Below are 23142 nucleotides of genomic sequence, written 5' to 3'. Positions count from 1 at the left end.
TCCGACGGATAGCGGATCGTACCGCTGTCGAGCACGGTCAGGCCGGTTCGACGCGCCACGTGGTCGCACTCGTGTACGACCATTTCTCGATCTCGAGGTCGGTCGCCGACTCCGAGAGCTTGACCATCAGCGCGCCGATCTCCTTGGGGGACATGCCGACGTCGTCCGCGATGAACTTGCCTTTGAAGTAGAGCTCTCCGTCCTCTGCGCGTTCACGCAGGTAGCGCTTCAGGCGGCGTTCCTTGCTTTCCGTGGAGGGTTGGGCTGTCGTGCTCATCGACAGCTACGCCTTGTAGCGAGGAGCTGTTATAATGGCTAGACGGTTAGGGGCAGTTCGTTTGTGTTCAGGAATTCGAGGGGTAATAGACGTTTTATTCTCGTTTTGTTGAGTGTTTATAGAACGATGAGATCGCTCGAGACCTTTTAGAACCGATTCTAATCTATTATCTCCGATCCGATTATCATGACCGATAGACAGTCAGTTTCTGGAACCGTTGGAGAATTTTGAACGAGTCTGGGGTGAAAACTATTCCGTCCGTTCGTGCACCCAGAACTCGTCGTCGACCGTCACTTCCTTCTTGAAGAGGGGGACTTCGTCTTTCAGCCGGTTGATCCCGTCTTCGACGGTGCGAAACGCTTCCTCGCGGTGGCCTGCGAGCACGACGACGAAGACGATATCCTCGCCGTCTTCGACGACGCCAGTCCGGTGGTAGAGTTCGACCTCGAGGACGCCCTCGCGCTCTTCGAGGTCCGTCTCGAGGGCGGCCATCCGTTCGTCGGCGACGCCCTCGTACTTCTCGAACTCGAGAAACTCCGTGCGAGCGTCGTCGGGGTCGTCTTTTGCGCGGACTCGTCCCGTAAAGGTCGCGATCGCACCCGATCGCTCGGCCTTCGGCGACCGCTTGACGCGATCGACCAGTGACTCGAGAGTCTCGTGGGGTTCGGTCGCCTCGAGAGCGGTGACGACGGTCTCCGGGTCGAGGTCAGCTGGTGCCTCGACGGCAGCGAGGACGTCCTCGTCGGGCTCGTCCGTCCCGACGACGAGTTTTGGATACCGGAGGTCGGCGACGCCGACGATCACCGCGTAGTCACAGCCGACTGCGAGTTCGTCTATCGCGTCCGCGACGTTCATTCCGGTTCCCGACGCCGTCCAGTCGCCGTCGGCACCGAGTTCGTAGCTGACGTCGCCGCCGACGACGTTCGGTTCGTGGAGGGCCTGTCCGTCCGCGATCGTCGCGTCGTATCTGACGACGCCGACGCGTCCAGTCCGTTCGAGTCGATCGACCATCCGGTCGACGACGCGCTCGATGGCGTCGCCGTCCGCTCCACGGTCACAGATGCCGAGTACGTGCATATCCGACACAAAGCGGCGTCGGGGTTTGTAGCTGTCGACGGTGAGAGAGTTTTGATCCTTCGGCACGGAGACACACACATGACACGCCGGATCGGCTTTACGGGTGACGTGATGCTCGGTCGACTGGTCGACGACCGACAGCGCCGGCGATCGGTCGACGCCGTCTGGGGGACCGTCCTCGAGCGACTCCGCGCGCTCGACGCCCTCGTGATCAACCTCGAGTGTGTGCTCTCGACGCGTGGCCGGCAGTGGCAACGGACTCACCGGCCGTTTCACTTCCGTGCCGATCCCGGCTGGGCGATCCCTGCACTGGAACGCGCCGGCGTCGACGTCTGTGCGCTCGCGAACAACCACGTCCTCGACTACGAGGAAATCGCCCTGCGGGACACGCTCGAAGCGTTGGACGAGGCGGGGATCGCCCGGACCGGGGCCGGCGAGACGATCGACGAGGCCCTCGAGCCGGCAGTAGTGACGGTCGGTGACGGGACCGACGCGGTGGACGAACACGACGACCCCGAGTTGGCCGTCGTCTCGTTTACCGACAACACGCCCGAGTACGCGGCCGACGAGGACTCGCCGGGGACCGCCTGGATCGAGGTCGATGGCGGCCAGTGGGACTCGAGTGATCGACCCGAGACCGACGGCACGGAGACGAAATCCCGGGTCAGTGCGGCCCTCGAGCGAGCCCGCAAACGGGAGCCCGAGCTACTGGTTGCGTCGCTCCATCTGGGCCCGAACATGGTGACGGAGCCGCCGCCGTCGTTTCGCGAGTTTGCGCGCTGGCTGGTCGAGGCTGGCGTCGACGTGGTCCACGGCCACAGTGCTCACGTCTTCCAGGGGATCGAAGTCCACGAGGGCCGGCCGATCATCTACGACGCGGGCGACTTCGTCGACGACTACGCGGTCGACAGCCGGTTGCGAAACGATCGGAGCTTCCTGTTCGTTCTCTCGGTCGAACCCGTAGACGGGAGCGAAAACGGTGATCGGGCGTGGCGACCGACCGAACTCAGACTCGAGCCGACCGAGATCGACGGCTGTGCCGTCTACGAGGCGAGTCCGGAGGCGGCCCGGTGGTCCCGTGACCGAATGCGGGAGCTGTCCGACCCCTTCGGGACCGACTTCGACCGTGACGGCGAGGCACTCGTGATCGACCTCGAGTCGTAACGCTGTCAGGTGGTTCTCGCTCGACAGCGGACGTCGAGATTCACCCGCGTGGGAGCGTGAGACACGCGCGCTGCCGGGAGTTGGCAACCCTTAAGATAGCGACCCCGTTACACCGGGGTAGTATGAAAGTGGTCGTCTCTATCGGCGGGAGCGTGCTCGTCCCCGAACCCGGTGCGGACCGGGTCGCCGAGCACGCGGCCGTCGTCGAAGACCTCGCCGCGGATGGCTGTCGCATCGGGGCCGTCGTCGGGGGCGGCGGCGTCGCCCGCGAGTACATCGGTGCCGCTCGCGATCTGGGGGCAAACGAGATCGAACTCGATCAGCTGGGAATCGACGTCACGCGACTCAACGCGCGTCTGCTCATCGCCGCACTTGGCGAGGAGTCGGTCACCGCGCCAGCCCGCGACTACGAGGAAGCCAGCGAGGCGCTGCGCCGCGACGACGTCTGTGTCATGGGTGGCGTCGCGCCGGCCCAGACCACAGACGCCGTCGGCGCCGCCCTGGCGGAGTACATCGACGCCGACCTGCTCGTCTACGCGACGAGCGTTCCCGGCGTCTACAGCGACGATCCCAACGAGACCGACGACGCGACCAAGTTCGACGAACTCTCCGCGACGGATCTGGTCGACGCCATCGCCGGCCTCGAGATGAACGCCGGCGCCTCTGCACCCGTCGACCTGCTGGCCGCGAAGATCATCCAGCGGTCGGGAATGCGGACGATCGTCTTAGACGGGACGGATCCCGACCGGATCGCCCGTGCTGTCCGTCACGGAGACCACGACGGCACCGACATCATCCCCGAGGGTGCCGGCGAGGAACCCACTTACTGGGCCGCCGACGAACAATGAGCGACGAGAGTCCGTACACGCTCCAGCGCGACGACGAAAAGCGACACGCCTTCTGGGCGGACACCGTCGCTGATCGAGTCGAAGACCGCGTGGCCGACCAGCGCGAGGCTACGGGCGATGTGAGCGAGGATTCCGAGGAGCCGATCGTCATCAAGGGCGGCATCTCGCCGTCCGGCGTTCCCCACCTCGGCAACGTCAACGAGATCATGCGGGGCTACTACGTCGCCGAGGTCCTGCGCGAACGCGGCCACGAAGTCCGGCAGGTCTTCACCGCCGACGACCGCGATCCACTGCGCGGGCTCCCACGGACGCTCTGTGACTTGGAGGGCAACCTCGTCGACCTCGGAGACGTCGACGCCGGTGCCCTCGGACGCAACCTCGGGGCTCCCTATACGGACATCCCGGATCCCTTCGGCTGCTGTGACTCCTACGGCGACCACTTCTCGACCATCATCCAGGACAGTGCCGACGCCGTCGACGTCCCGATCGAACTGGTCTCGAACACGGAGCTATACGAGTCGGGCGCGTTCGAGGACGTCACCCGGTTCGTCCTCGAGCATCGTGACCGTGCACGCGAGGTCCTCTCCGAGTACCAGGACAAAGTCGACGCCGACGGTGACTACGTCCCGTTCAATCCGATCTGCGAGGAGTGTGGGAAGATCACCGAAACCGTCACGAGCGTCGACCTCGAGGGCGAGACGCCGACCGTCGACTACAAGTGTACCGACATGGACGCCGGCGATCAGACGATCGACGGCTGTGGCCACGAGGGCACCGCGACGCTGCGGGAGGGCAAACTCCCCTGGCGATTCGAGTGGCCCGCCCAGTGGCAGGTACTCGGCGTCGACTTCGAACCCTTCGGAAAGGACCACGCCGAAGGATCGTGGCCAAGCGGCCAGGACGTCGCGCGCAACGTCCTCGAGATCGAGCCGCCCGTACCGATGGTCTACGAGTGGTTTACCCTCGAGGGCGAGCCCTTCTCCTCCTCGGCGGGCAACGTCATCCTCGTCTCTGACGTCCTCGAACTCCTCGAGCCGGAGGTCCTGCGGTATTTCTTCGCGAAAGATCCTGCGAAGGCCCGTGACTTCAGCATCGAACGCCTCGACCAGCTGGTCGACGAGTTCGATCGGCTCGAGGCGATCTACTTCGGGGAGGTCGAAGCAGACGAAGACGAGACGGCCTTCGCGGAGCGTGTCTACCCACTTCTCGTGGACGAGCCACGTGAAGAGCGGATTCGACTGCCCTACACTTTCGCTGCCGTCCTCGGGATGACCGACGACCCCGATCTGCGCGAAGAGATCGCCCGCCGTGAGGGTCACATCCCCGACGACGCACCCGACTGGGCCGTCGAGGACGCCCTCGCACGCGTCGAGAAGGCCCGCAACTGGGCGCGACGTACGGGCAACGAGTTCGATTACGAACTCAAACGCAGCGAGATCCCCGACCACGAGTTCGATGCGGCGACCGAAGCCGCCCTCGAGGAACTCGCCGATTTCATCGAGGAGGGTCACGAGCCCGAGGAGATCCAGGGAGAGATCTACGAGACCGCAAAGCGCCACGACGTCGACGTCGGCGACTTCTTCGCGGCCGGCTACCGCCTGTTCTTCGACGAGGATCAGGGACCGAAGCTCGGTCCCTTCCTCGCGAAGGTCGATCGCGAGTTCGTCGTCGCGCGACTGCGACGGGAACAATAACCCGATCGGATCACTAGTTCGAGACTGACATCCCTCGGCGAGATAGACAAAAGCCCTTTGAGAACTCCTCCCGGAAATACGAGCAATGGATTACGGTTTCCCGGCTGTCGTCTCGGTCCCCGAACTCTACGGTTCGGAGACGCTGACGTGGGTCGTCATCGGGCTCCTCGTCTACTGGTTCGCAGTCATCGCGCTCCGGAACGCGGACCTCCTGCCGTCGTACATCGGCACCCAGGGCCCAATTTTGACCTTCCACACGACTCGTGGGCGAGAGTTCCTCGATCGGCTCTCCGCACCAAAGCGGTTCTGGCGTGCGTGGGCGAACGTCGGCGTCGGCATTGCCGTCGTCGTGATGGCTGTGATGTTCGTCCTGTTGTTGCTTGCAGCCATCTCTGCGATCACCTCGCCACAGCCCGCCGAAGGCGTCCAACAGCCCCGCAACGTCGTCCCATTCCCCGGCGTCAACGACTTCCTGCCGCTGTCGGCGACGCCCGGTATCGTCGCCGGCCTCATCGTCGGGTTGGTCGTCCACGAGGGCGGTCACGGCCTCCTCTGTCGAGTCGAGGACATCGACATCAACTCGATGGGCGTCGCGATGCTCGCGGTCATCCCGATCGGTGCGTTCGTCGAACCCGATCAGGAGGGCAGCAAGGAGGCTTCCCGGGGCGGCCAGACACGGATGTTCGCCGCCGGCGTCACCAACAACTTCGCGATCACGTTGCTCGTCTTCGCGTTGCTGTTCGGCCCGATCGCCGGCTCGATCGCCGTCGCTCCCGGCGCCGCGGTCGGTGGTGTCGCTCCCGACTCACCTGCCGAGTCCGCCGATATCGAGCCCAACGATCGTATTACTGCCGTCGACGGTACCGCAGTCGAGACCAACGACGAACTCGCAGATCAACTCGAGGCCGCCGACGGCGAACAGGTCGAACTCGAACTCGACGGCGAGCGGACAGTCATGGTCGATCGATCGCTGCTCGTGACGGCAGCGATCGAGAACGGACCGGGTGCGCTGTCGGCTGGTGATGCGATCGTCGCGGTCGACGGAGAGCGCGTCGCGACCGAACGTGGCTTCTTCGACGAACTCGGCGACGACGAAGTCGTCTCGCTGACGGTCGACCGCAACGGCGAGACCGAAACGCGCGAGGTCCCGATCGGCGCCGCCGTCGACATCACCGAAGACGACCCGCTCGAGTCGGCGACCGGGCCGACCGACGAGGCGTTCGTCGTCACCGCGTTCGAAGGCGAACGGGTCCATACGTTCGACGATCTCCACGAGTTGCTTTCCGAGACCGAGCCCGGCGACGAGGTCACCGTCGCGGGCTACTTCGGTGACGAACGCGAGGAGTACGAGGTAACTCTCGACGAGCACCCACGTGAGGATAGCGGCTTCCTCGGAATCGTCGGCAACCCCGGAACCTCCGGATTCGAAGTCAACGATATCGGCCTCCAGCTCTATCCGGCCGAGGAGTACCTGGCGATGCTCGGTGGCAGCGACGAGGGGAGCTTCGGCAACCTGACCGACTCCTTCGTCGGGAAGACCGCACTGGCAGTGGCGCTGCCGGTCATCGGCGTTATCGGTCTGTTGCCGTTTAACTTCGCCGGCTTCACCGGCGGCGTCCAGAACTTCTACGAGGTCCAGGGATCGCTGGCGATGCTCGGCGACAGCACGGTCTTTTTCCTCGCGAACGTCCTGTTCTGGACCGGCTGGATCAACGTCCAGCTCGGGCTGTTCAACTGCATTCCGGCGTTCCCGCTAGACGGCGGGCACATCCTCCGGACGAGCACCGAGGCGATCGTCTCGAGACTCCCCATCGAATCGACGCGAGGACACGTCCGAACGGTCACGACGACCGTCGGGCTGACGATGCTCATCAGCTTCCTCGTCGTCCTGTTCCTTCCCTTCGTCATCTAGGGCCGTTGGCCACCTCGCGGCGGCCCTCGTTGTATCCGGTCGAAAAGCAGGTTAACACGCCGGCGCGAAACCCTGTCCTTCTTTGCGTCTCCCTCCTAACCGACGCATATGGAACGACGGCAGCCACCACAGACCGAAGAGGGCTGGTACGTCCTGCACGACTTCCGGTCGATCGACTGGGACGCCTGGCGCGATGCACCCAAGCGGCGTCGCGAGCGGGCGATCGAAGAGGGTATCGAGTTCCTCTCCGCCGCCGAGAACGTGACCGACGCCGACGAGGGCGACTCGGCGACGTTCTCGGTGCTCGGCCACAAGGCCGACCTGCTGCTTTTGCACCTGCGGCCGACGCTCGAGGAGATCGACGCCCTCGAGCGCCGATTCGAACAGACGGAGCTTGCGGCCTTTACCGAGCGGTCCGACTCCTACCTCTCGGTGACGGAGGTCTCGGGATACATGTCCCAGGAGTTCTTCGAGGAAGGCGAGGAAGTCGAAGACACCGGGATGGCCCGGTATATCGAGACGCGACTCAAACCGAACATTCCGGACAGCGAATTCCTCAGCTTCTACCCGATGGACAAGCGACGCGGGCCGGAACACAACTGGTACGAACTCCCCTTCGACGAGCGTGCCGACCACCTCGCCAGCCACGGCGAGATCGGCAAGGAGTACGCCGGTCGCGTCACTCAGATCATCTCCGGCAGTATCGGGTTAGATGACTTCGAGTGGGGTGTTACCCTGTTCGGCGACGATCCGACCGACGTCAAGGACCTGCTCTATGAGATGCGGTTCGACCCGTCGAGTTCCCGTTTCGCCGAGTTCGGCCGGTTCCTCTCGGCCCGACGGTTCCCGCCCGAGAACCTCCCGGCGTTCCTCGCCGGCGAGCCGGTTCCACAGGAGGGCGGCGACGAAAGCGGCCACCCACACGGCGATGCCGGTGGCCACCCACACGGCGATGCCGGTGGCCACCCACACGGCGACTCGGACTCGAGTGGCCACCCACACGGTGACGATGGCGGCCACGGCGGCCACGGCGATTCCGGCGGGCCACACGGTGACGACGACGAGTCGGACATCCGTAGCGAACTCGCCGACATGGACGTCTACGCGGGCCAGCCACACGGCGAGGATATCCATGCGGTTGTCCTCTACTCGGCGGCCGACGCCGACGAACTGTTCGAGGAAGTCGAGGGCCTGCGGACGAACTTCGACCACTACGACACCCACGTCAAGACCGCGGTGTACGAACCGCGAAACGACGACAGCGAGGCCGCAGTCGTCAGTCTCTGGGACACCGAGCGCGCCGCGAACACGGCCGCCGGCTTCCTCGCCGACCTCCCCGAGATCGTCCGGCAAGCCGGCGACGATGACGACGACTCTTGGGGGACGATGGGCATGTTCTACACGGTCAAACCCGAGCACCGCGGGGACTTTACGGACACCTTCGACGACGCCGCCGCCTTGCTCGCCGACATGGACGGTCACCGCAAGACCGACCTGCTGGTAAACCGTGAGGACGAAAACGACATGTTCATCGCCAGTCGCTGGGACTCCCGCGAGGACGCGATGCAGTTTTTCCGCAGCGATGCCTTCTCCGACGCCGTCGAGTTCGGTCGCGACATCCTCGAGGACCGTCCGCGACACGTCTTCCTGGCCTGATCGCTGCTCGAGGCCGGGTTCGGTTTTCGCTTTGTGCCGGCCGTCGAACGACCGTCATACGGGCTGTTGTCGTCACTTACTGCCGATCACCGATCACGTGTGGTGACCGGCGGGACAGCGATACAGCAGTCCGTAGACTGCGATGGGTCGTCCCGCTTCGAAACGGCTATTTGGATTACGTCGAATCCCTCGAGTACAATGGATCTCGCCGCGTTCCTCCTCGCAACGCTGGTCGCCCACGTCGGCTTCGCGATCTTCATCGCGGGCCACGCAGCGTTTACCGGCGAAGACGCCGGGAACTGGCCCTACATCACGCTCGCGCTCGGATTGGCTGGCATCGCCGGCTACTTCTTCTACGACGAGTGGGACTGATACCGGCGGCCGACGCGGTTCGACTGGTGAGGTCGATCGACTGCGAGTTTCCGTCGACCGCATCGGCGATCCGAAACGGCACTCGAGTCGTCACTGATACGGATTGCTGTATCGATTTCCCGGCGCAACCGCGACCCGGGCTGTGGTTGCGCCGGTACCGACTTCCAGTAGTTCGGATCAGGCGTCGCCGGGTGCAGCTGTGGCAGGTTCGTCGACTTCGCCAGGAGCCCGTTCGCGGTTCCGGTAGGAGAGACCGACCAGCATCGCGAGGCCGACGACCCGCAGCGGGAAGGTGACCTGGAAGACGGTCAACGCCGAGGGGATTCCAAACAGCGCGAGTCCCGCTTCGGCGAGGAGAAGGGGGATCTCGGGCACCATCAGGAAGATCGAGGCGACCGAGAACAGTCCGCGGGCCCACTGGTCGACGGACGCGTACTGGTGACCGATGATGGTGACGCCGAGAGCGTAGACCCCGAGGAACATCCCGAGAACCGGGATCACGACGTCGGGGACGAAAAAGCCCAGGTCGGCGACGTCGGCCCAGCCGATGAGCGACCACTCCCCGTCGGTCTGGCGGAACAGCAAGATGCCCGGCGAGAAGACGAACGCGAACGGGACCAACACCTTGTTCAGCGAGAGCACGAACGCGATGATCGCGGTCTGCATCTCCTCGGCCTTCGCGACGCCGGCACCGGCGAAGGCGGCGACGGCGACCGGCGGCGTGACGTCGGCCATCAGTCCCCAGTAGAGGACGAAGAGGTGAGCGGCAAGCACCATCACACCGGCTTCGACCAGCGGCGCCTCGAGCATCGCGATCAGGATGATGTACATCGCCGTCGTCGGCATTCCCATCCCGAAGATGATCGAGGCGATTCCGGTCAGCGTCAGTAAGACCAGCATCGACTCGCCGCTGACCTGACTGATGAGCGCCGCCAGGTTCGGTCCGAGGCCGGAGACGCTGATGACGCCGGGGACGACGCCGGCGGCGGCGACGGCGACGACGACCGTCGTCGCGGTGCGGGCCCCGGCGTCCATCGATCGCAGGACGAACGCGCCGAACCGGTAGGCACGGTTTTTCGACAGCGAGGGACGACCGATCGCGTCGGCGGTCCGGTCGGCTGCCTCGTCGACTGCCGGATCGAACTCGAGCAGCGGTGCGTCAGAACGCGGGCGCAACAGGACGAAGACGAGACTGACGAGGAGGACGATCGTCGCGAAATCCCCCATCGTAGCCGAGGCGGCGGCGCTCAACGACAGCGGGTCCGCCGCCGGCTCGAGTCCGGCCACGACCAGAATCGCGTCGGCGATACCGCCGCCGAACGCCGAGTACGACCAGATCTGGACGATCGAGAGACCCGCGATCGTGACGAACAGTGGGACGCGAGTTCGCTTGTCGTAGGCAGCGAGGACCGCGATCAGGGCGATAACCGCGACGATCGTCAGCCAGCCGGCGCGATTGATCGAGAGCCGGGCGACGATCAGGTAGTACAGCAACAGGACGACCGGGATCAGGTAGAACCACCCCCGTCGCAGTGCGGCTGGAATGTTTGGGAGTTTCTCCCTCGAGAGGCCGCCGATCCCCCCGCGTACCGCCTCGAAGTGGACCATCACCCACATCCCGAAGAAGAACGCGAGCGCGGGCAGCGTGGCGGCGATGATCACGTCCGCGTAGGGTGTCCCCGTAAACTCGACGATGAGAAACGCCGCGGCGCCCATCACGGGCGGGAGCATCTGTCCGCCCGACGAGGACGACGACTCGACGGCCCCGGAGAACTCCGGGGAGTATCCCGAGCGCTTCATCAGCGGGATCGTAAACGCGCCCGTCGTCACCGTGTTCGCGATCGACGAGCCGCTAAGCATCCCCATGAAGCCACTCGAGACGACGCTTGCCTTCGCCGGACCGCCGTCTCGGGTGCCGGTCGCCGAGTACGCAAGATCGATAAACCACTTGCCCGCGCCGCTCATCTCGAGGAACGCGCCGAAGAGGATAAAGATGTAGATAAAGCGGACGCTGACGGAGACAGGCTGGCTGTGGACACCCGCCTCGACCGTGTACCAGAGGTTGAAGACGATGTTGTCCCAGGTGTCGGGCTGGATCGCCAGCGCACCGATCGCCGAGTCACGCGGGATATGGTACCCCCACCGCGCGTAGATGATGAACAAGCCGACCAGCGAGGCGAGCAACAGTCCAAGCGATCGCCGCGTCGCCTCGAGGACGAGCAACATCCCCATGACCCCGAGTAGAAACGCCGCCGAGGCTTCGTCGAGGGGGATGCCGACAGCTGCGAGACCGACGACCAGCGGCTCGAGGATCGGAACCACTTCGTGAAGCGCCTGTGTGTCCTCGAAGCGCTGGACCGAGATCTGGCGAATCTCGTCGAACTGCGTCGCGATGTAGTAGGCTGGAAGCACCGAGAGAACTGCCAGGAGGACGTCGACCGGCGCGATCCGCTTCATGTGGGGATCGAGGAAGAACCAGCGAAAGCCTCGGGCAACGGCCGAGATAGCTCGAGTGAGCGGATGACCGTCCCCCAACCGGCGCTCGACGGCCGGCTCGATTCGACCGAGGCCCCGAGCGACGAACCCGTCGCCGCGACTCGTCGGGAACAACAGGAAGGCAAGCACCAGCGCGAACGCGACGTGGATCGCGTTGACCTGGAGTTGCTGGAACGCGGCGAGTTCGACCTCGCCGATAACCGGCAGCGTCGCTCCGAACGCACGCCCGCGGGCAGCGATCCACATCTGGAACGCCGAAAAGGAGATCGCGATCAGAGAAACGATCACGACCGCCAGCCCGCGATGGCTGCGGCGGCGCTGGACCTCTTCCATGAGCTCTTGCTGTTCCTCCTCGCTGAGTTCGTCCGTGTCGTCGGTGTCGATACTCATGCGTTCGAGTCAGTCGGTCTCCGTGTTTCGGACGGCATTTCGTTCCGGCCGTCCGACGAGCCGTCGCGCTCGAAGGCGTCGGAAACGAACCGGTCGGTTATGAATAGGACGACTCGACCGTCGGACGCGTCGACGAGGTCGTAGCGCTCGCCGGCGACGACGAGTTCGTGACCGGCGATCTCCCCCGGGGCGACGAACAGTTCCGTGTGCGATTCGGAGCCCTCGACGACGTAGCCTTCGTCAGTCCGTTCGACGTCGGCAGGGAGGCCCGCGCCGAAGGACTGAAACACCGAGCGGTCGGCCCGCAGTTCGGACCCGTCGACGACGTAGACGTCCTCGACCGGCGTTCGCTCGACGCTGTGGGTGTACGCGATCGTCACTTCCTCGCCCTGGTCGACCGGAATCTCGAGCAGGTGGTCGTCGGTCTCGGCGTCCGCAACGACCAGCAGGCTGTCGGGTACGACGGACGAGACGGTCGCGGCCGTCGCTCCGAACAGCGCGAGGGCGAACACGACGAGTCGCCGTCTGGTCAGTGCAACCACGGGGGGAGATCAGTGACAGGTGATACGGACTGAGCAGTGACGCCGATCGGTCGAGTCGTAACGGATGCTATTCGTCGTCCTCGTCGTCTGCATCGTTCTCGTCGGGATCGACGTCGTCGACGTCGTCGAAGTAGGCCTGTGCACCGGCGTGAAGCTCGATCGGCATCGCCTCCTGGGACGTCTCGAGGTCGATGAACTCCGACTGGGTGGTGAAATCGTCGACGTTGTCGAACATGGCCGCCGTGACCTCCTCGATGACCGCCTCGTCCATGGCTTCGTAGGTAGCGAGCATCGCCTGGACCGAGATCGTCTCGACGTCGTCTTCGACCCCGTCGTACGTGCCGCCGGGGATGGTGTCCTCGGCCAACCACTCCGCGTCGTCGAGTAACTGATCGCGGACGTCGCCGTCGACCTCGACGAAGGAGATGTCCTGGGTCGTCGCGAGGTCCTCGATCGCCCCCAGTGGGAAGCCGCCGACGGTGATCGCGGCGTCGACGTCGCCGTCGGCGATCTGGTCGGCCGCCGTCCCGAAGTCGGTGTTCGATTCGTCGAAGTCGTCGATCCCTGCGGAATCGAGGATCTGTAAGGCGTTGACCTGCGTTCCGCTTCCGAGGTCGCCGGTGTTGACTGCGGCTCCCTCGAGGTCTTCGACCGACTCGATGCCCGAATCTTCCTGGGTCACGAGATGGATCGTCTCCGGATACAGCGAGGCGATCCCACGGATGTTCTCGAGCGGTTCGCCCTCGAACTCCTCGAGTTCGACCCCGTTGTACGCGAAGTAGGTGATGTCGTTTTGGATCAACGCGAGTTCTGCCTCCTCGCGGCCGAGGCTGGCGGCGTTTTCGACACTGGCGCCGGTCGACTGGACCTGGATGCCGTGTGGTGTGTGATCCTCGACGATAGACTTCATGTCGCCACCCAGCGGATAGTAGGTCCCTTCGGTACCGCCAGCGTGGAGGGCGAGCACCTCTCCGCCCTCCTCGGGTTCGGCCTCCTCGAGGTCGCCGTTTTCGTCCTCCTCGCCGTTCTCGACGTCCTCGCCGATACAGCCCGCAACCGTGACCGTTCCAGCAATCCCTGCCGTCGCAATAAACCGACGGCGTGGCATATGGTTACCCATACCATGATAATATAGCGCGATGTTCTTATGTCTAATTCATTATGTTTGGAACGTCTCACGAGTCGACTACTCCGCCATCGCGGGACCGACTGCGAGACCGTCGCGATCCATACGAACCGTCAGCGACCGTCTTATAATTATAGCAGTCCGCCCCAGCCGATACTGATAGTCCTGCCGGCAGGCCTGTTCGAGACTGAACGTCGTCCTAGAAGTCGTGGTCCGGATCGTCTTCGACGGCGCGTTTCATCGAGTCGCGACGGGCCTTGGCGTCACGGCCGGTCGCCTCGAGCAGGAAGTCGTTTTTCGCGTCGACGGCGTCGGCTGCGGCCTCGAGCTCGTCGGGACCGAGCTCCGTTGGATCGCGCTCGTAGAACTCGACGCCGAGTTTGTCCTTCTTGCCGGAGTACTCGACGGTCCCGACGACGATCTTCTCGAAGACTGGGTTGTCGGGTTCGCCGATGACGTAGAGGTCGCTCCCTTTGTACTCCTGGGTCCCGGTGATGGGGCCGAAGTAGTCCACGACTGTCGACTCCATATCGGGAATTCGCTCCTCGAGATACTCACCGCGACGCATCTTGTACTCCTTCATGGATTGGAGATACACGGGGGAGTGTTTACCTCTTTTCATAGTCGACGCTTTACTCAGCCGACAAACGGCTCGAGAGCGCCTCCAGGCGAGGTGACGGCGTCTCGAGTGATCTGCTCTGAAACCGTTTTTCCCAGTCGATCACCGACGGTCGCGTTCGCCGAGATACCCTTTCCGACACTCCGGACAGATGTCGCCGGCACGAAGCGAGCTGCGGTCGCCGGCCGCAACGTAGTTGCAGTTCGGACAGTAGAACTCCGTCGGGACGCCCTTCCGGGAAGCGTCGTCCTGACCCGGTTCCGGCGCCGTCGTCGCACGTTCGATTCCCGATCCGGTGGTGTCGTCCGTCTCGGCGGGCTCGGATCGGGGCTCGGCCTCGAGCGCGTCGCCGTCGGTCTCGTTGGACTGCGCTGCGGTCATCGATCGGGCGTCGGCTGCGACTCCGGATTCCATGCTGCCGGTGTCGTCCTCGAGGACGATCGCGTCGTCGGTGATCGGTTCGTCGGGATCGGCCGGGTCCTCGAGTTCGCTGTCGGTCGTGGCCGCGGTGGCGGTCGCCGGATCGTCGGCGTCGGGCCACTCGGTCGGTTCGGTTTCGGCGTCGACCGGCGGGCCGACGTCGTCGGAGTCGGGCCACTCGCCGTGGCCGCGGTCGCGATCGATCGCCGTCTCGTCGTCGTCGAGAATTTCGCCGTCGTCGGTCACCGGCTCGCCGTTCTCGTCGGTAGGGACGTCGAACTCGTCGTCGTCATCGTCCGCCCCGGCTGTGGCGGTCCGGGTCTCCGTACCCGACGCGCCGGTGGCGGGGCTGTCGGCATCGGCGTCGATGAGTTCGGCGTCGGTCTCTCCCTCGTCGAATTCGACCGTGGTTCCGTCGACATCGGGTTCGACGGGCTCGTCGGTCGGTGGTTCGACAGCGTCGCTGTCGGTCGGCTCCGCTTCGCGCTCGGCGTCGGGGAAGGAGTCGACGTCCGCCTCCGTGGAGATACTCCTAACTTCAGTGTTCTCACTGATGACGTTGCGATCGCCACAGCGGGCACACTCTTCGAACTCCTGGACGGTTACGACGACTTCGCTGCCCCGCTCTTCGCGCTCGTGTTCGACTTCGGCATCACCGTAGTCGTGTCCGAGCAGCGAACATCGAAGGGCCATTGTCCCACCGTACCCAGCCATACCATAAAAAACGTACTGCCTCCGTGGACTTTCGACACCCCGTCGCAGTGACGTCGGCTACGAGCAGTGACGGCCTATCGGCCTCGTCGCCGGGAAATCGAACGGCAAACGTCAAATCCCCGGTCGTCGAATACGTCGATGGATGAGAGCAAAGCGGGAGTACCGGGACCGAGAATCGACCCAGGTGGCGGTACTCGACGCACTCGTCAATCGGGCCGAGGAGGGGATGAACGTCTTCGAGCTCCGGGCGGCGGTCGAAGTCGACATCGACGACCTCGAGGACGCCCTTGCAACGTTAAAGGAGGACGACCTGATCGTCGTCGAGTCCGAATCCAACGAGACAGTCATCAAGCCCGACGAGCGGGTCGTTCCCGAGGTCCCGACGGACGAGACCGACGACCAGTCGATCGGCGAGTGGCTCCGCGAGCGACTGCCCTTTTGAATCGAAACCCCTGAAGGGACGAGGCACCTCAATTCAGGCATGACCGTCATCGAGTCTATTCATCGCGAACACGGGGCCACGTTCGGCGAGCGTGACGGCCGAACGATCGTCGAACACTTCGGTCGGCCCGAACGGACCCACCAGGCGGTCCGCAACGTCGTCGGCGTCGTCGAGATGGCCTACGGCGTCGTCGTCGTCGAAGGCGAGGACCGAGTCGAGTACGTCGACAACGTCGTCTCGAACCGGGTCCCGGCCGAGGACGGCCAGGGCTGTTACGCGCTCGTCCTCGATCCGCAGGGCGGCATCGAGGTCGAACTCTACATCTACAACGCGGGCGAGCGACTGCTCCTTTTCGTGCCGCCGTCGGAGGCCGAGCCGCTGGCCGAGGAGTGGTCCGAGAAGGTGTTCATCCAGGACGTCGAGATCCGCGTCGCGACCGACGACTACGCGATCTTCGGCGTTCACGGACCTACTGCGACGGAGAAGATCGCCAGCGTCTTAAACGGTGCACCGTCGCCCGACGAGCGCTACTCGTTCGTCCGCGGCTCGATGGGCGATTCGGGCGTCTCCGTCATCCGTACCGACGCGTTGACCGGCGAGGAGAGCTACGAGGTCGTCTGTACCGCCGACGTAGCCGAAAGCGTCTACGACGTCCTCGAGACCCAGGGATTGAACGCTGCTCCCTTCGGCTACCGGACCCTCGAGACGCTCGCGCTCGAGGCCGGCTCGCCGCTGTTTGCGACCGAACTCGAGGGGACCGTCCCGAACGTGCTGGGGCTGCGAAACGCCTTGGACTTCGAGAAGGGCTGTTACGTCGGCCAGGAGGTCGTCTCCCGCGTCGAGAACCGCGGCCAGCCGAGCCGGAAGCTGGTCGGGCTGGCCCTCGAGGGCGAGGCCGTTCCCGAAGCCGGCGCGGCCGTCTTCGACGGCGATTCGACGGTCGGCGAACTCACCCGCGCCGACGAGAGCCCGCTGCTCGAGACCGTTATCGCGCTTGCGATCGTCGACTACGGCCTCGAGCGCGACGACCTGACGGTCCGTGTCGACGGCGAGGAGGTTCCCGCGACGGTGACCGAGTTGCCGTTCGTCGAAGGGTCGGATCGGTCGGATCGGCTCCCAACGTATCAGTAGCGGCAGTCGCGACGAGCGGTCGCGTCCATCGTTCGTCTGCAGCTCCTGTTTCGAAGCAGAACGTTTTCGCCCCGGTAGGCGGTAGCCCTCCCCGTGAGAAGCGATTCTGCTGAACGTCCTGATAGCCGCCACAGCTGGCTCGTCGCGCTCGCCGGGGCGATCGGGATGGTCTTTACGTTCGGTACACCGTTTTCCTACGGCGTCCTTCGAGCGCCGCTCAGTGAGGCCTTCGGGATCTCGCCGATCGCGCTCTCGAGTGTCTTCTCCGTCATGCTGTTTACGTTCTTCATCGGATCCGGGCTCGTCGGCATGTTCGCCGCCCGGGTGCCGGTTCGGGTGGTGCTTCTGGTCTGTGCGGCGGTTGCCGGTGCGATCGCGCCCGCACTGTACGTCACGGGATCGTATCTCGGACTGCTCGTCGTGTTCGCGCTTCTCGGGATCGCACTCGGGACGGTGTTCGTACTCATCGCGTCGGTCGTCCCGCGCTGGTTCGACGAGCGCCGCGGCGCCGCGACGGGGCTGATCTTCGTGGGCAACGGGTTGGGGCTGTTCGTCCTGCCGCCGGTCTGGCAGTTCGCGATCGCCGAGTACGGCATCGATCGTGCGTTCCTCCTGATCATGGCAGCGACCGCGGCCGCCTTCCTGCTTACTGGTCTCGTCTGCCGGCGACCGCGATGGACCGACGGATCGACGGCGACCGTTACCGAGGTCCTCGAGTGGGTCGGTCGTCTGATCGGCACGCGGACGTTCAAGCTGCTGTTCGTCGGGATCGCCTTCGCGTTCTCGTGGTACCAGCTGCTGGCGGCGTTTGCGGTCGATCTCTTCGCTGCCCGCGGGCTGACGGCCGCCGGTGCCTCGGCCGCGTTCGGACTCATCGGCGGCGTGAGTATCGTCTCACGGATCGGCAGTGGCTATCTCGCCGACAGGATCGGCTCGAGGCGTTCGTTTCTCGCGTCGCTTGCCTGTGCGACCGTCGGCATCGGACTGCTCTTTACGTCTCGTCCGTCGCTTCTCGCCGTCGCGATCGTCCTGCTTGGAATCGGACTCGGCGGGACGGCGACGCTGTATATTCCGTTGCTGATGGAAATCTACGATCCGAATCGAGATACTGCGATCGTCGGCACGTTCAACGTCGCGACTGGGATCAGTGCGCTGGCCATGCCGCCGCTTGGAACCGCAAGCGTCGCGTACACCGACGGCTACGCCCTCGCGGTGTCGCTTACCCTGATCGTTACCGTCGTCTCCCTGTGGACGGTCTCCGTCGCTACGCGTCCGTAGCACTCATACTGTCGGACAGCACGATTACGGCGACTCCTCTTGTTCCTCCACGTCGATAGTCGCTCGAGCATGCGTTACATCGAGGTGACGGTACCCGAGGGGAAACGCCAGCGGGTCCTCGACGTCCTCGAAGACGAGGGGATCGAGTACGTCGTCAGCGACGAGACCAGCGACCGGGGATACACCGCCGTCGTCCGGTTTCCGCTTCCGACGCGGGCCGTCGAGCCGACGTTGGATCGGCTGCGGGAAGCCGGCATCGGCGACGAATCGAGCGTCGTGGTGATCGACGCCGAGACGGTCATCTCCGAGCGCTTCGCTACGCTACGAGACCAGTACGGGTCCGGCAGTCAGGTTGGGGCTCGGACCTCGAGACAGGTGTTGCGGACGAAAGCCGACGAACTCACGCCACCGTTTCCGATCTACGCGGTTATGTTGCTCATCAGCGCCGTCGTCGCCACGGCCGGGCTGCTCGCCGACTCGCCGGCGGTCGTGATCGGCGCGATGGTCATCGCGCCGCTTTTGGGGCCAGCACTCGCGGCCAACGTCGGTATCGTCACCGGCGACGACCGTCTCAAGCGGTCCGGGTTTCGGTACCAGCTCGGCGGCGTGGCGCTCGTTATCGCTGCCTCGATCGGACTCGCGGCCCTCGCCCGATTGGCCGGACTCGAGCCCGCGGGTGTCGACATCGTCGTCGTGGCCGAACTCGAGGAACGGGTCTCGCCGAACCTGTTCTCGATCGCGGTGGCGCTTGGCGCCGGTATCGCCGGCATCCTGAGTCTCACGCGGGGGTTTTCGGAGGCGATCGTCGGCGTCATGATCGCCGCGGCGCTGATCCCGCCCTCTGCTGCCGTCGGGATCACGGTCGCCTGGGGGATGTCCGGCGCGGCGACCGGCGCCGCGACGCTCGTACTCGTCAACCTGCTGTCGATCAACGTCGCCGCGCTCGGCACGCTGTGGTTCGGTGGCTATCGGCCACAGGGACTGTTCGAGGTCTCACCGACGCGGCGACCGACGTACGTCTACGGAGCCGTCTTCGCCGCGGCGTTGCTGGTACTGGCAGCGCCCCTGGCCGGAATCACCCTGCTCGACTTTCATACGACGGAACTCGAGTCGTCGGCTGAAACCGAAGTCGAGTCGGTACTGAACGAATCGGCCTACGACCACCTCGAGACCGACGACGTCGTCGTCGAACTCGACGGCGACTATCCGATTCAGTCGGTCGATCGGGTGGTCGTGACGGTCACCGGCGGGGAACCCGGACCGGAACCGGGGCTGGCCGATCGGCTCCACGAAGCGATCGAACCCCACGCAGACGAGTCCCTGATCGTCGAGGTCCAGTACGTGATCGCCGAGGAACGCGGTGAGCCGGCGGACGCGGATCCGTCGATCGAGCGGTCCTCGAGCGATTCGTGAGCTGTTCGGTTCAAAACACGGTCTCAGAGTCACCAACAGAATCGGCTTAGCCTGTCTCCGACGACGGTCGGTACCGTCGACTCACGGCCTTCCAGCGGCCCCTGTGGAACAGCCAGTAGTTGATCCCGCCCGGAACCGCAGTCTCGAGCAGCAAGGCGAGATAGAGCGCAGCGACGCCGAGTGGCGTCACCAACCCGAGCGCGGCCGCCGGAAGGGCGAAGCCGTATCGGCCGATCAGCGAGGCGAGAAACGGCAAGCGCGTGTCGCCAGCGCCGAGCAGGGCACCGGTGGCGGCGCCGTCGACCCCAAATCCGATCGAGCTGACGGCGCCGACGGCGACGAACGTCGCCGCGAGTGCGAGCTCGTCGGCGCCGCTGACGAACAGGCTCGCGATCGGTTCGGCGAAGACGACGACCAGTACGGCCAGGCCGGTGTAACAGACGGCCGACAGCCGGATGATGGCCGCGCCGTAGGCACCGGCCTCGTCCTCGTCGTTCGCGCCGAGTTGCTGGCCGACGAGCGAACTCGCGGCCAGCGAGAGCCCCCAGTTGACGCTGTTGATCAGGCTACGAACCCGTCGTCCGACCTCGAGGGCGGTGACGACGACCGGTCCGAACGAGGCGGCGATCCACAGCAGCGGGAAGACGGCGATACCCTGGGCGAGTCGGCGGCCGATCTCGGGCGTCGAGATCTCGACGATCTGTCGGAGCAGCCGGGGCTCGAGCCACGGTCCGGATCGCGTGATCGGGACCGGACTCGGTTGCATCCCGAAGACGCCGTAGGAGCGACCGACCATACCCCAGGCGAGCACGACCGTCACGAACCCCGTCGAAAGGGTCGTACCGATCGCCGCGCCGGCGACGCCCATTTCGAACCCGAAGATGAGGACACCGCTCAAGACGACGTTGAGGACGGCACCGCCAGCGCGGACGACCATCTCGGTGAACGTGTCGCCGACGCCAGTGTAAGTTCGGCTGGCGATCAGGTTCAACAGCTCGAACAGGACGGCCGGCGCGACGAGTGTGAGGTAGGTGGCGCCGTGGGCAAGCGAGGCCGGGCCGGCACCGAACAGGCCGATCAAGACGTCGGCGAAAAGCCAGAACGCGGCGACGATCGGGAGCGCGATCGCGACGGCCAGCAACACGCTCTGTGTGACGACGAGCGAGGCACGCTCGGCCTCTTCGCCGCCGTAGTTCTGGGAGACGAGGCTGACGGTGCCTCCCGCAAGCCCTAAGCCGACCATTACGACGAGCTCCCAGAACGCGAGCGCAAACGCCAGTCCCGCGGTGCCGGCCGTCCCGACGGCGATCCCAACCATCGCGAGGTCGGCCGTCTGCTTGGACATGATCGCGAAGCCAGTGACGATCCGGGGCCACGCGAGCTCGGCGGTCGGGCGGAACCGCTCGGCGTCGATGATTCCGAGTCGCTCGAGCGCGCCGGCGACGGACTCGAGTACGGCCGACTGCCGTCCTGCCATCCTCGGATGATTTCTCGAGGGTCGCCTTCGGTCTGTCGACTACGGGGAGCGCCAGAAAGTACCGTCGACGGCGGTGCGTGGCGTCGACGGTCCGTGAGAAGCGAACGGATTCGGGGCAACGCTGGTATCGTGGCGAGTGGCTGTCGTCAGTTGGCACACGGACGACTGCTGTGTTGGGGACAGCATCACAGCCACTCGCATGGTATCGTTCAGCGCCGACATTGATCACTCGTCTGGTACGGTTCTCGATAGCTGCGGTCGACCACCGACGACGCTGGCCATCGTTCCGTCCCGATAGCGACGCCGGCGTCGGCTCAGCGAAGCCGTGAGAGCATTGCTCGCAGATGCGACGGTGAGACGAGCGAGGTCGGGCGATCCATGTGGACGCCGATCTCTCCCGAGAGCGCGCCGAGCCCGACGTGCTGGACCGGTTCCGGAAGGGAGTAGGCCCGGCGCAGGTAGTGGCCGAGGGCCTGCTCGCGCTCGAGGTCGTTGCGCCAGGCGTGTTCGTAGGCCGCAAGCGTCGTCGGACGGTCCGGATCGATCTCGCGGGCGGCGTGGTCGGCGCTGGTCATGCTATAGAGGATCCCGCCGCCGGTAAACGGCTTCGTCTGGGCGGCCGCATCGCCGATGAGGAAGGCGCGACGGGTCGTCACGCGATCCGGCGGTCCGATCGGGATCGGCCCGGAACATCGGTGAGAAACGTCGATCTCGTAGCCGTCGATCAGCTCCTCGAAATGTTTGGTCACCTGGACGCCCGGCGGCGCCGCGAGGCCGTACTCGACGCCAGCCTCGCCGCGTGGAATGCGCCAGGCGAAAAACGTCGGTGCCGTCAGGTGGACGTCGACGAAGTCCTGGTGGTCATCCTCGTCGGAGAAGGCGAGGACGCCGTGGAGCAACTCGTCGGGTTCGGGGAGTCCGAGCGCGTCCCGGACCCGCGACCGAGCGCCGTCACAGCCCGCGAGCATCTTCCCTTCGAATTCGACGACACCGTCGGGGCCGTTGGCGACGACCGAGACGCGATCGTGGTGTTCGGTAACGTCGGTGACCGTATGCTCCTCGCGGACGTCGGCCCCCGCCTCGCGTGCGAGGTCGGCGAGGTGGCGATCCAGCCCGACGCGGTCGATGACGTTCGAGGCGATCTCCTGCTTGTAGAAGGGGTAACCGTCGCTTCGGGGGCCGCCGACGTGAAACCGCGCCCCGTAGATTTCGTTTTGGAACAGTTCCTCGCGGGCGCCGGGGCCAGTAAACTCCCAGATATCGGTGCTTACGTGTCCCGAGCAGGCCAACGGCTCACCGACATGTCCCTTCTCTAAGGCGAGCACGTCGTAGCCGTCTTCGGCGGCCCGCCTGGCGAACCGGGCCCCCGGTGGCCCGACACCGACGACGACGAAATCGTACATGTTCGTCCAGTTCTCGTCGGACGGTAAATAGTTTCTCGAGATTCGCTCGCTGCGTGAGAGTCTACCGGGTGCCGTCATCGCCGCCAGAAACAGGGATCGTATCAGGCTGTCTCGAGTACCGCCCAGAACCGGTCGGTGTCCCCTTCGAACCGGTCGAGCAGCGCTCTGGCCTCCGCACGGGTGTCGTCGGTGACGGACACGTGGACCATTCCCTCGTCGGGCTGGCCGTAGACGACGCTCGCTTTCTCGGGCGCAGCGACGATCGCCGGCAACGCGACGAGGTCCTCTTCACCCTCGACCAGGATCGTCGTCGGATCGTCGCGTTCGAGCCCCTCGAGTAAGGCTTCGATCACGTCTTCGGAGATCACCGCCGGCGGGTTGACGGCCTCGAGGGTCGTCTCTTCGGTGACGGTCTCACGGATCTCCTCGTCGACTGCCTGGCGTTTGGTCCGTTCGTCGACGAGGGCGACGTCCGGTGGACGGCCGGCTTCCAGGAAGTGGTAGGTGACGACGTCGCCGACGGCGATCAATGGTCCGTCGACGTCCTCGAGGAGCCGTTCGGCCTCGGTCTCGATCGGACCCATCGGCTCCTTGAGTTCGTGGCGAAGGTCGTCGGGCAGGACCAGTAGCTGCTCGTCGACGTCGGCGTCGGCGTCCGCTGGGTCCGCGGGTGGGTCGTCGCGGCTCACGG

General features: G+C 65.1%; 20 protein-coding genes. 10 read left to right on the top strand and 10 right to left on the bottom strand.

What is annotated here, in order from left to right; all coding sequences use genetic code 11:
* Nucleotides 1-37 precede the first annotated feature (37 nt).
* Both RBH26_RS11455 and RBH26_RS11450 read right to left on the bottom strand, forming a co-directional pair.
* Nucleotides 38-277 carry a hypothetical protein gene (locus RBH26_RS11455; protein ID WP_306758420.1) on the bottom strand — a complete coding sequence of 80 codons (240 nt, stop codon included), beginning with the start codon at nt 275-277 and terminating at the stop codon, nt 38-40.
* 249 nt (nt 278-526) lie between these two features.
* A complete protein-coding gene (locus tag RBH26_RS11450) occupies nt 527-1354 on the bottom strand; it encodes a molybdopterin synthase (protein ID WP_306758419.1) in 828 nt (275 codons plus the stop codon).
* A gap of 78 nt (nt 1355-1432) precedes the next feature.
* Here RBH26_RS11450 and RBH26_RS11445 point away from each other — a divergent pair, with 78 nt between their 5' ends.
* From RBH26_RS11445 to RBH26_RS11420, 6 genes are all read left to right on the top strand, one after another.
* Nucleotides 1433-2518: a CapA family protein gene (locus RBH26_RS11445; RefSeq protein ID WP_306758418.1), complete on the top strand. Its 1086-nt coding sequence runs from the start codon at nt 1433-1435 to the stop codon at nt 2516-2518.
* 122 nt (nt 2519-2640) lie between these two features.
* Nucleotides 2641-3366: a UMP kinase gene (pyrH, locus tag RBH26_RS11440; RefSeq protein WP_306758417.1), complete on the top strand. Its 726-nt coding sequence runs from the start codon at nt 2641-2643 to the stop codon at nt 3364-3366.
* The gene (lysS, locus tag RBH26_RS11435; protein ID WP_306758416.1) at nt 3363-5060 is read left to right on the top strand and encodes a lysine--tRNA ligase; all 1698 of its coding nucleotides are present in this window, start codon (nt 3363-3365) and stop codon (nt 5058-5060) included. Before pyrH ends, lysS begins: the two co-directional genes overlap by 4 nt.
* 85 nt (nt 5061-5145) lie before the next feature.
* On the top strand, nt 5146-6972 hold the full coding sequence (locus RBH26_RS11430) for a site-2 protease family protein (protein WP_306758414.1): 1827 nt from the start codon (nt 5146-5148) through the stop codon (nt 6970-6972).
* 108 nt (nt 6973-7080) lie between these two features.
* Nucleotides 7081-8628 carry a heme-binding protein gene (locus tag RBH26_RS11425; protein WP_306758413.1) on the top strand — a complete coding sequence of 516 codons (1548 nt, stop codon included), beginning with the start codon at nt 7081-7083 and terminating at the stop codon, nt 8626-8628.
* 198 nt (nt 8629-8826) lie between these two features.
* Nucleotides 8827-9000 carry a hypothetical protein gene (locus tag RBH26_RS11420; RefSeq protein WP_306758412.1) on the top strand — a complete coding sequence of 58 codons (174 nt, stop codon included), beginning with the start codon at nt 8827-8829 and terminating at the stop codon, nt 8998-9000.
* A gap of 177 nt (nt 9001-9177) precedes the next feature.
* Here the strand turns inward: RBH26_RS11420 and RBH26_RS11415 are convergent, their stop codons facing one another.
* From RBH26_RS11415 to RBH26_RS11395, 5 genes are all read right to left on the bottom strand, one after another.
* Nucleotides 9178-11886 (bottom strand): TRAP transporter fused permease subunit, encoded by a 2709-nt coding sequence (locus RBH26_RS11415; RefSeq protein ID WP_306758411.1) that lies wholly within the window; start codon nt 11884-11886, stop codon nt 9178-9180.
* Entirely contained in the window at nt 11883-12428 is a 546-nt protein-coding gene (locus RBH26_RS11410) for a DUF1850 domain-containing protein (RefSeq protein ID WP_306758410.1), read from the bottom strand. Before RBH26_RS11410 ends, RBH26_RS11415 begins: the two co-directional genes overlap by 4 nt.
* A 67-nt stretch (nt 12429-12495) precedes the next feature.
* Nucleotides 12496-13548, bottom strand: coding sequence for a TAXI family TRAP transporter solute-binding subunit (locus tag RBH26_RS11405; protein WP_306758409.1), 1053 nt, complete (start codon nt 13546-13548; stop codon nt 12496-12498).
* Nucleotides 13549-13753: 205 nt separating this feature from the next.
* Nucleotides 13754-14137, bottom strand: a complete 384-nt coding sequence (locus RBH26_RS11400; protein ID WP_306758408.1) for a DUF5611 family protein — start codon at nt 14135-14137, stop codon at nt 13754-13756.
* Nucleotides 14138-14275: 138 nt separating this feature from the next.
* Nucleotides 14276-15286 (bottom strand): hypothetical protein, encoded by a 1011-nt coding sequence (locus tag RBH26_RS11395; protein ID WP_306758407.1) that lies wholly within the window; start codon nt 15284-15286, stop codon nt 14276-14278.
* Between the two features lie 163 nt (nt 15287-15449).
* On the opposite strand from RBH26_RS11395, the gene RBH26_RS11390 reads away from it, so the two are divergent.
* The 4 genes from RBH26_RS11390 (at nt 15450) to RBH26_RS11375 (ending at nt 19571) form a co-directional block, all read left to right on the top strand.
* Entirely contained in the window at nt 15450-15749 is a 300-nt protein-coding gene (locus RBH26_RS11390; protein WP_306758406.1) for a DUF6432 family protein, read from the top strand.
* 39 nt (nt 15750-15788) lie between these two features.
* Nucleotides 15789-16880, top strand: a complete 1092-nt coding sequence (locus RBH26_RS11385; protein WP_306758405.1) for an aminomethyltransferase family protein — start codon at nt 15789-15791, stop codon at nt 16878-16880.
* Between the two features lie 93 nt (nt 16881-16973).
* The gene (locus RBH26_RS11380; protein WP_306758404.1) at nt 16974-18158 is read left to right on the top strand and encodes an MFS transporter; all 1185 of its coding nucleotides are present in this window, start codon (nt 16974-16976) and stop codon (nt 18156-18158) included.
* A gap of 69 nt (nt 18159-18227) precedes the next feature.
* Nucleotides 18228-19571: a TIGR00341 family protein gene (locus RBH26_RS11375; protein ID WP_306758403.1), complete on the top strand. Its 1344-nt coding sequence runs from the start codon at nt 18228-18230 to the stop codon at nt 19569-19571.
* 46 nt (nt 19572-19617) lie between these two features.
* Here the strand turns inward: RBH26_RS11375 and RBH26_RS11370 are convergent, their stop codons facing one another.
* The 3 genes from RBH26_RS11370 to RBH26_RS11360 all read right to left on the bottom strand — a co-directional run bounded on the left by RBH26_RS11370 (nt 19618) and on the right by RBH26_RS11360 (nt 23140).
* Nucleotides 19618-21048: an MATE family efflux transporter gene (locus RBH26_RS11370; protein WP_306758402.1), complete on the bottom strand. Its 1431-nt coding sequence runs from the start codon at nt 21046-21048 to the stop codon at nt 19618-19620.
* Nucleotides 21049-21362: 314 nt separating this feature from the next.
* Nucleotides 21363-22451 carry a geranylgeranyl reductase family protein gene (locus tag RBH26_RS11365; RefSeq protein WP_306758401.1) on the bottom strand — a complete coding sequence of 363 codons (1089 nt, stop codon included), beginning with the start codon at nt 22449-22451 and terminating at the stop codon, nt 21363-21365.
* A gap of 101 nt (nt 22452-22552) precedes the next feature.
* Complete coding sequence (locus RBH26_RS11360; RefSeq protein WP_306758400.1) at nt 22553-23140, bottom strand: GTP-dependent dephospho-CoA kinase family protein; 588 nt, start codon at nt 23138-23140, stop codon at nt 22553-22555.
* Between the last annotated feature and the right edge of the window lie 2 nt (nt 23141-23142).

The organism is Natronolimnohabitans sp. A-GB9, assembly GCF_030848565.1.
GTDB lineage: Archaea > Halobacteriota > Halobacteria > Halobacteriales > Natrialbaceae > Natronolimnohabitans.
This window is presented reverse-complemented; position numbering and strand designations above follow the sequence as displayed.

Bases quoted from the DNA above. Each gene is read 5' to 3' on its own strand.
- RBH26_RS11370 (WP_306758402.1), bottom strand. From the start codon at position 21,048: ATGGCAGGACGGCAGTCGGCCGTACTCGAGTCCGTCGCCGGCGCGCTC.
- RBH26_RS11455 (WP_306758420.1), bottom strand. From the start codon at position 277: ATGAGCACGACAGCCCAACCCTCCACGGAAAGCAAGGAACGCCGCCTG.
- RBH26_RS11420 (WP_306758412.1), top strand. From the start codon at position 8,827: ATGGATCTCGCCGCGTTCCTCCTCGCAACGCTGGTCGCCCACGTCGGC.
- RBH26_RS11405 (WP_306758409.1), bottom strand. From the start codon at position 13,548: ATGGGTAACCATATGCCACGCCGTCGGTTTATTGCGACGGCAGGGATT.
- RBH26_RS11445 (WP_306758418.1), top strand. From the start codon at position 1,433: ATGACACGCCGGATCGGCTTTACGGGTGACGTGATGCTCGGTCGACTG.
- RBH26_RS11385 (WP_306758405.1), top strand. From the start codon at position 15,789: ATGACCGTCATCGAGTCTATTCATCGCGAACACGGGGCCACGTTCGGC.
- RBH26_RS11390 (WP_306758406.1), top strand. From the start codon at position 15,450: ATGAGAGCAAAGCGGGAGTACCGGGACCGAGAATCGACCCAGGTGGCG.
- lysS (WP_306758416.1), top strand. From the start codon at position 3,363: ATGAGCGACGAGAGTCCGTACACGCTCCAGCGCGACGACGAAAAGCGA.
- RBH26_RS11425 (WP_306758413.1), top strand. From the start codon at position 7,081: ATGGAACGACGGCAGCCACCACAGACCGAAGAGGGCTGGTACGTCCTG.
- RBH26_RS11365 (WP_306758401.1), bottom strand. From the start codon at position 22,451: ATGTACGATTTCGTCGTCGTCGGTGTCGGGCCACCGGGGGCCCGGTTC.
- pyrH (WP_306758417.1), top strand. From the start codon at position 2,641: ATGAAAGTGGTCGTCTCTATCGGCGGGAGCGTGCTCGTCCCCGAACCC.
- RBH26_RS11415 (WP_306758411.1), bottom strand. From the start codon at position 11,886: ATGAGTATCGACACCGACGACACGGACGAACTCAGCGAGGAGGAACAG.
- RBH26_RS11375 (WP_306758403.1), top strand. From the start codon at position 18,228: ATGCGTTACATCGAGGTGACGGTACCCGAGGGGAAACGCCAGCGGGTC.
- RBH26_RS11450 (WP_306758419.1), bottom strand. From the start codon at position 1,354: ATGCACGTACTCGGCATCTGTGACCGTGGAGCGGACGGCGACGCCATC.
- RBH26_RS11400 (WP_306758408.1), bottom strand. From the start codon at position 14,137: ATGAAGGAGTACAAGATGCGTCGCGGTGAGTATCTCGAGGAGCGAATT.
- RBH26_RS11395 (WP_306758407.1), bottom strand. From the start codon at position 15,286: ATGGCCCTTCGATGTTCGCTGCTCGGACACGACTACGGTGATGCCGAA.
- RBH26_RS11430 (WP_306758414.1), top strand. From the start codon at position 5,146: ATGGATTACGGTTTCCCGGCTGTCGTCTCGGTCCCCGAACTCTACGGT.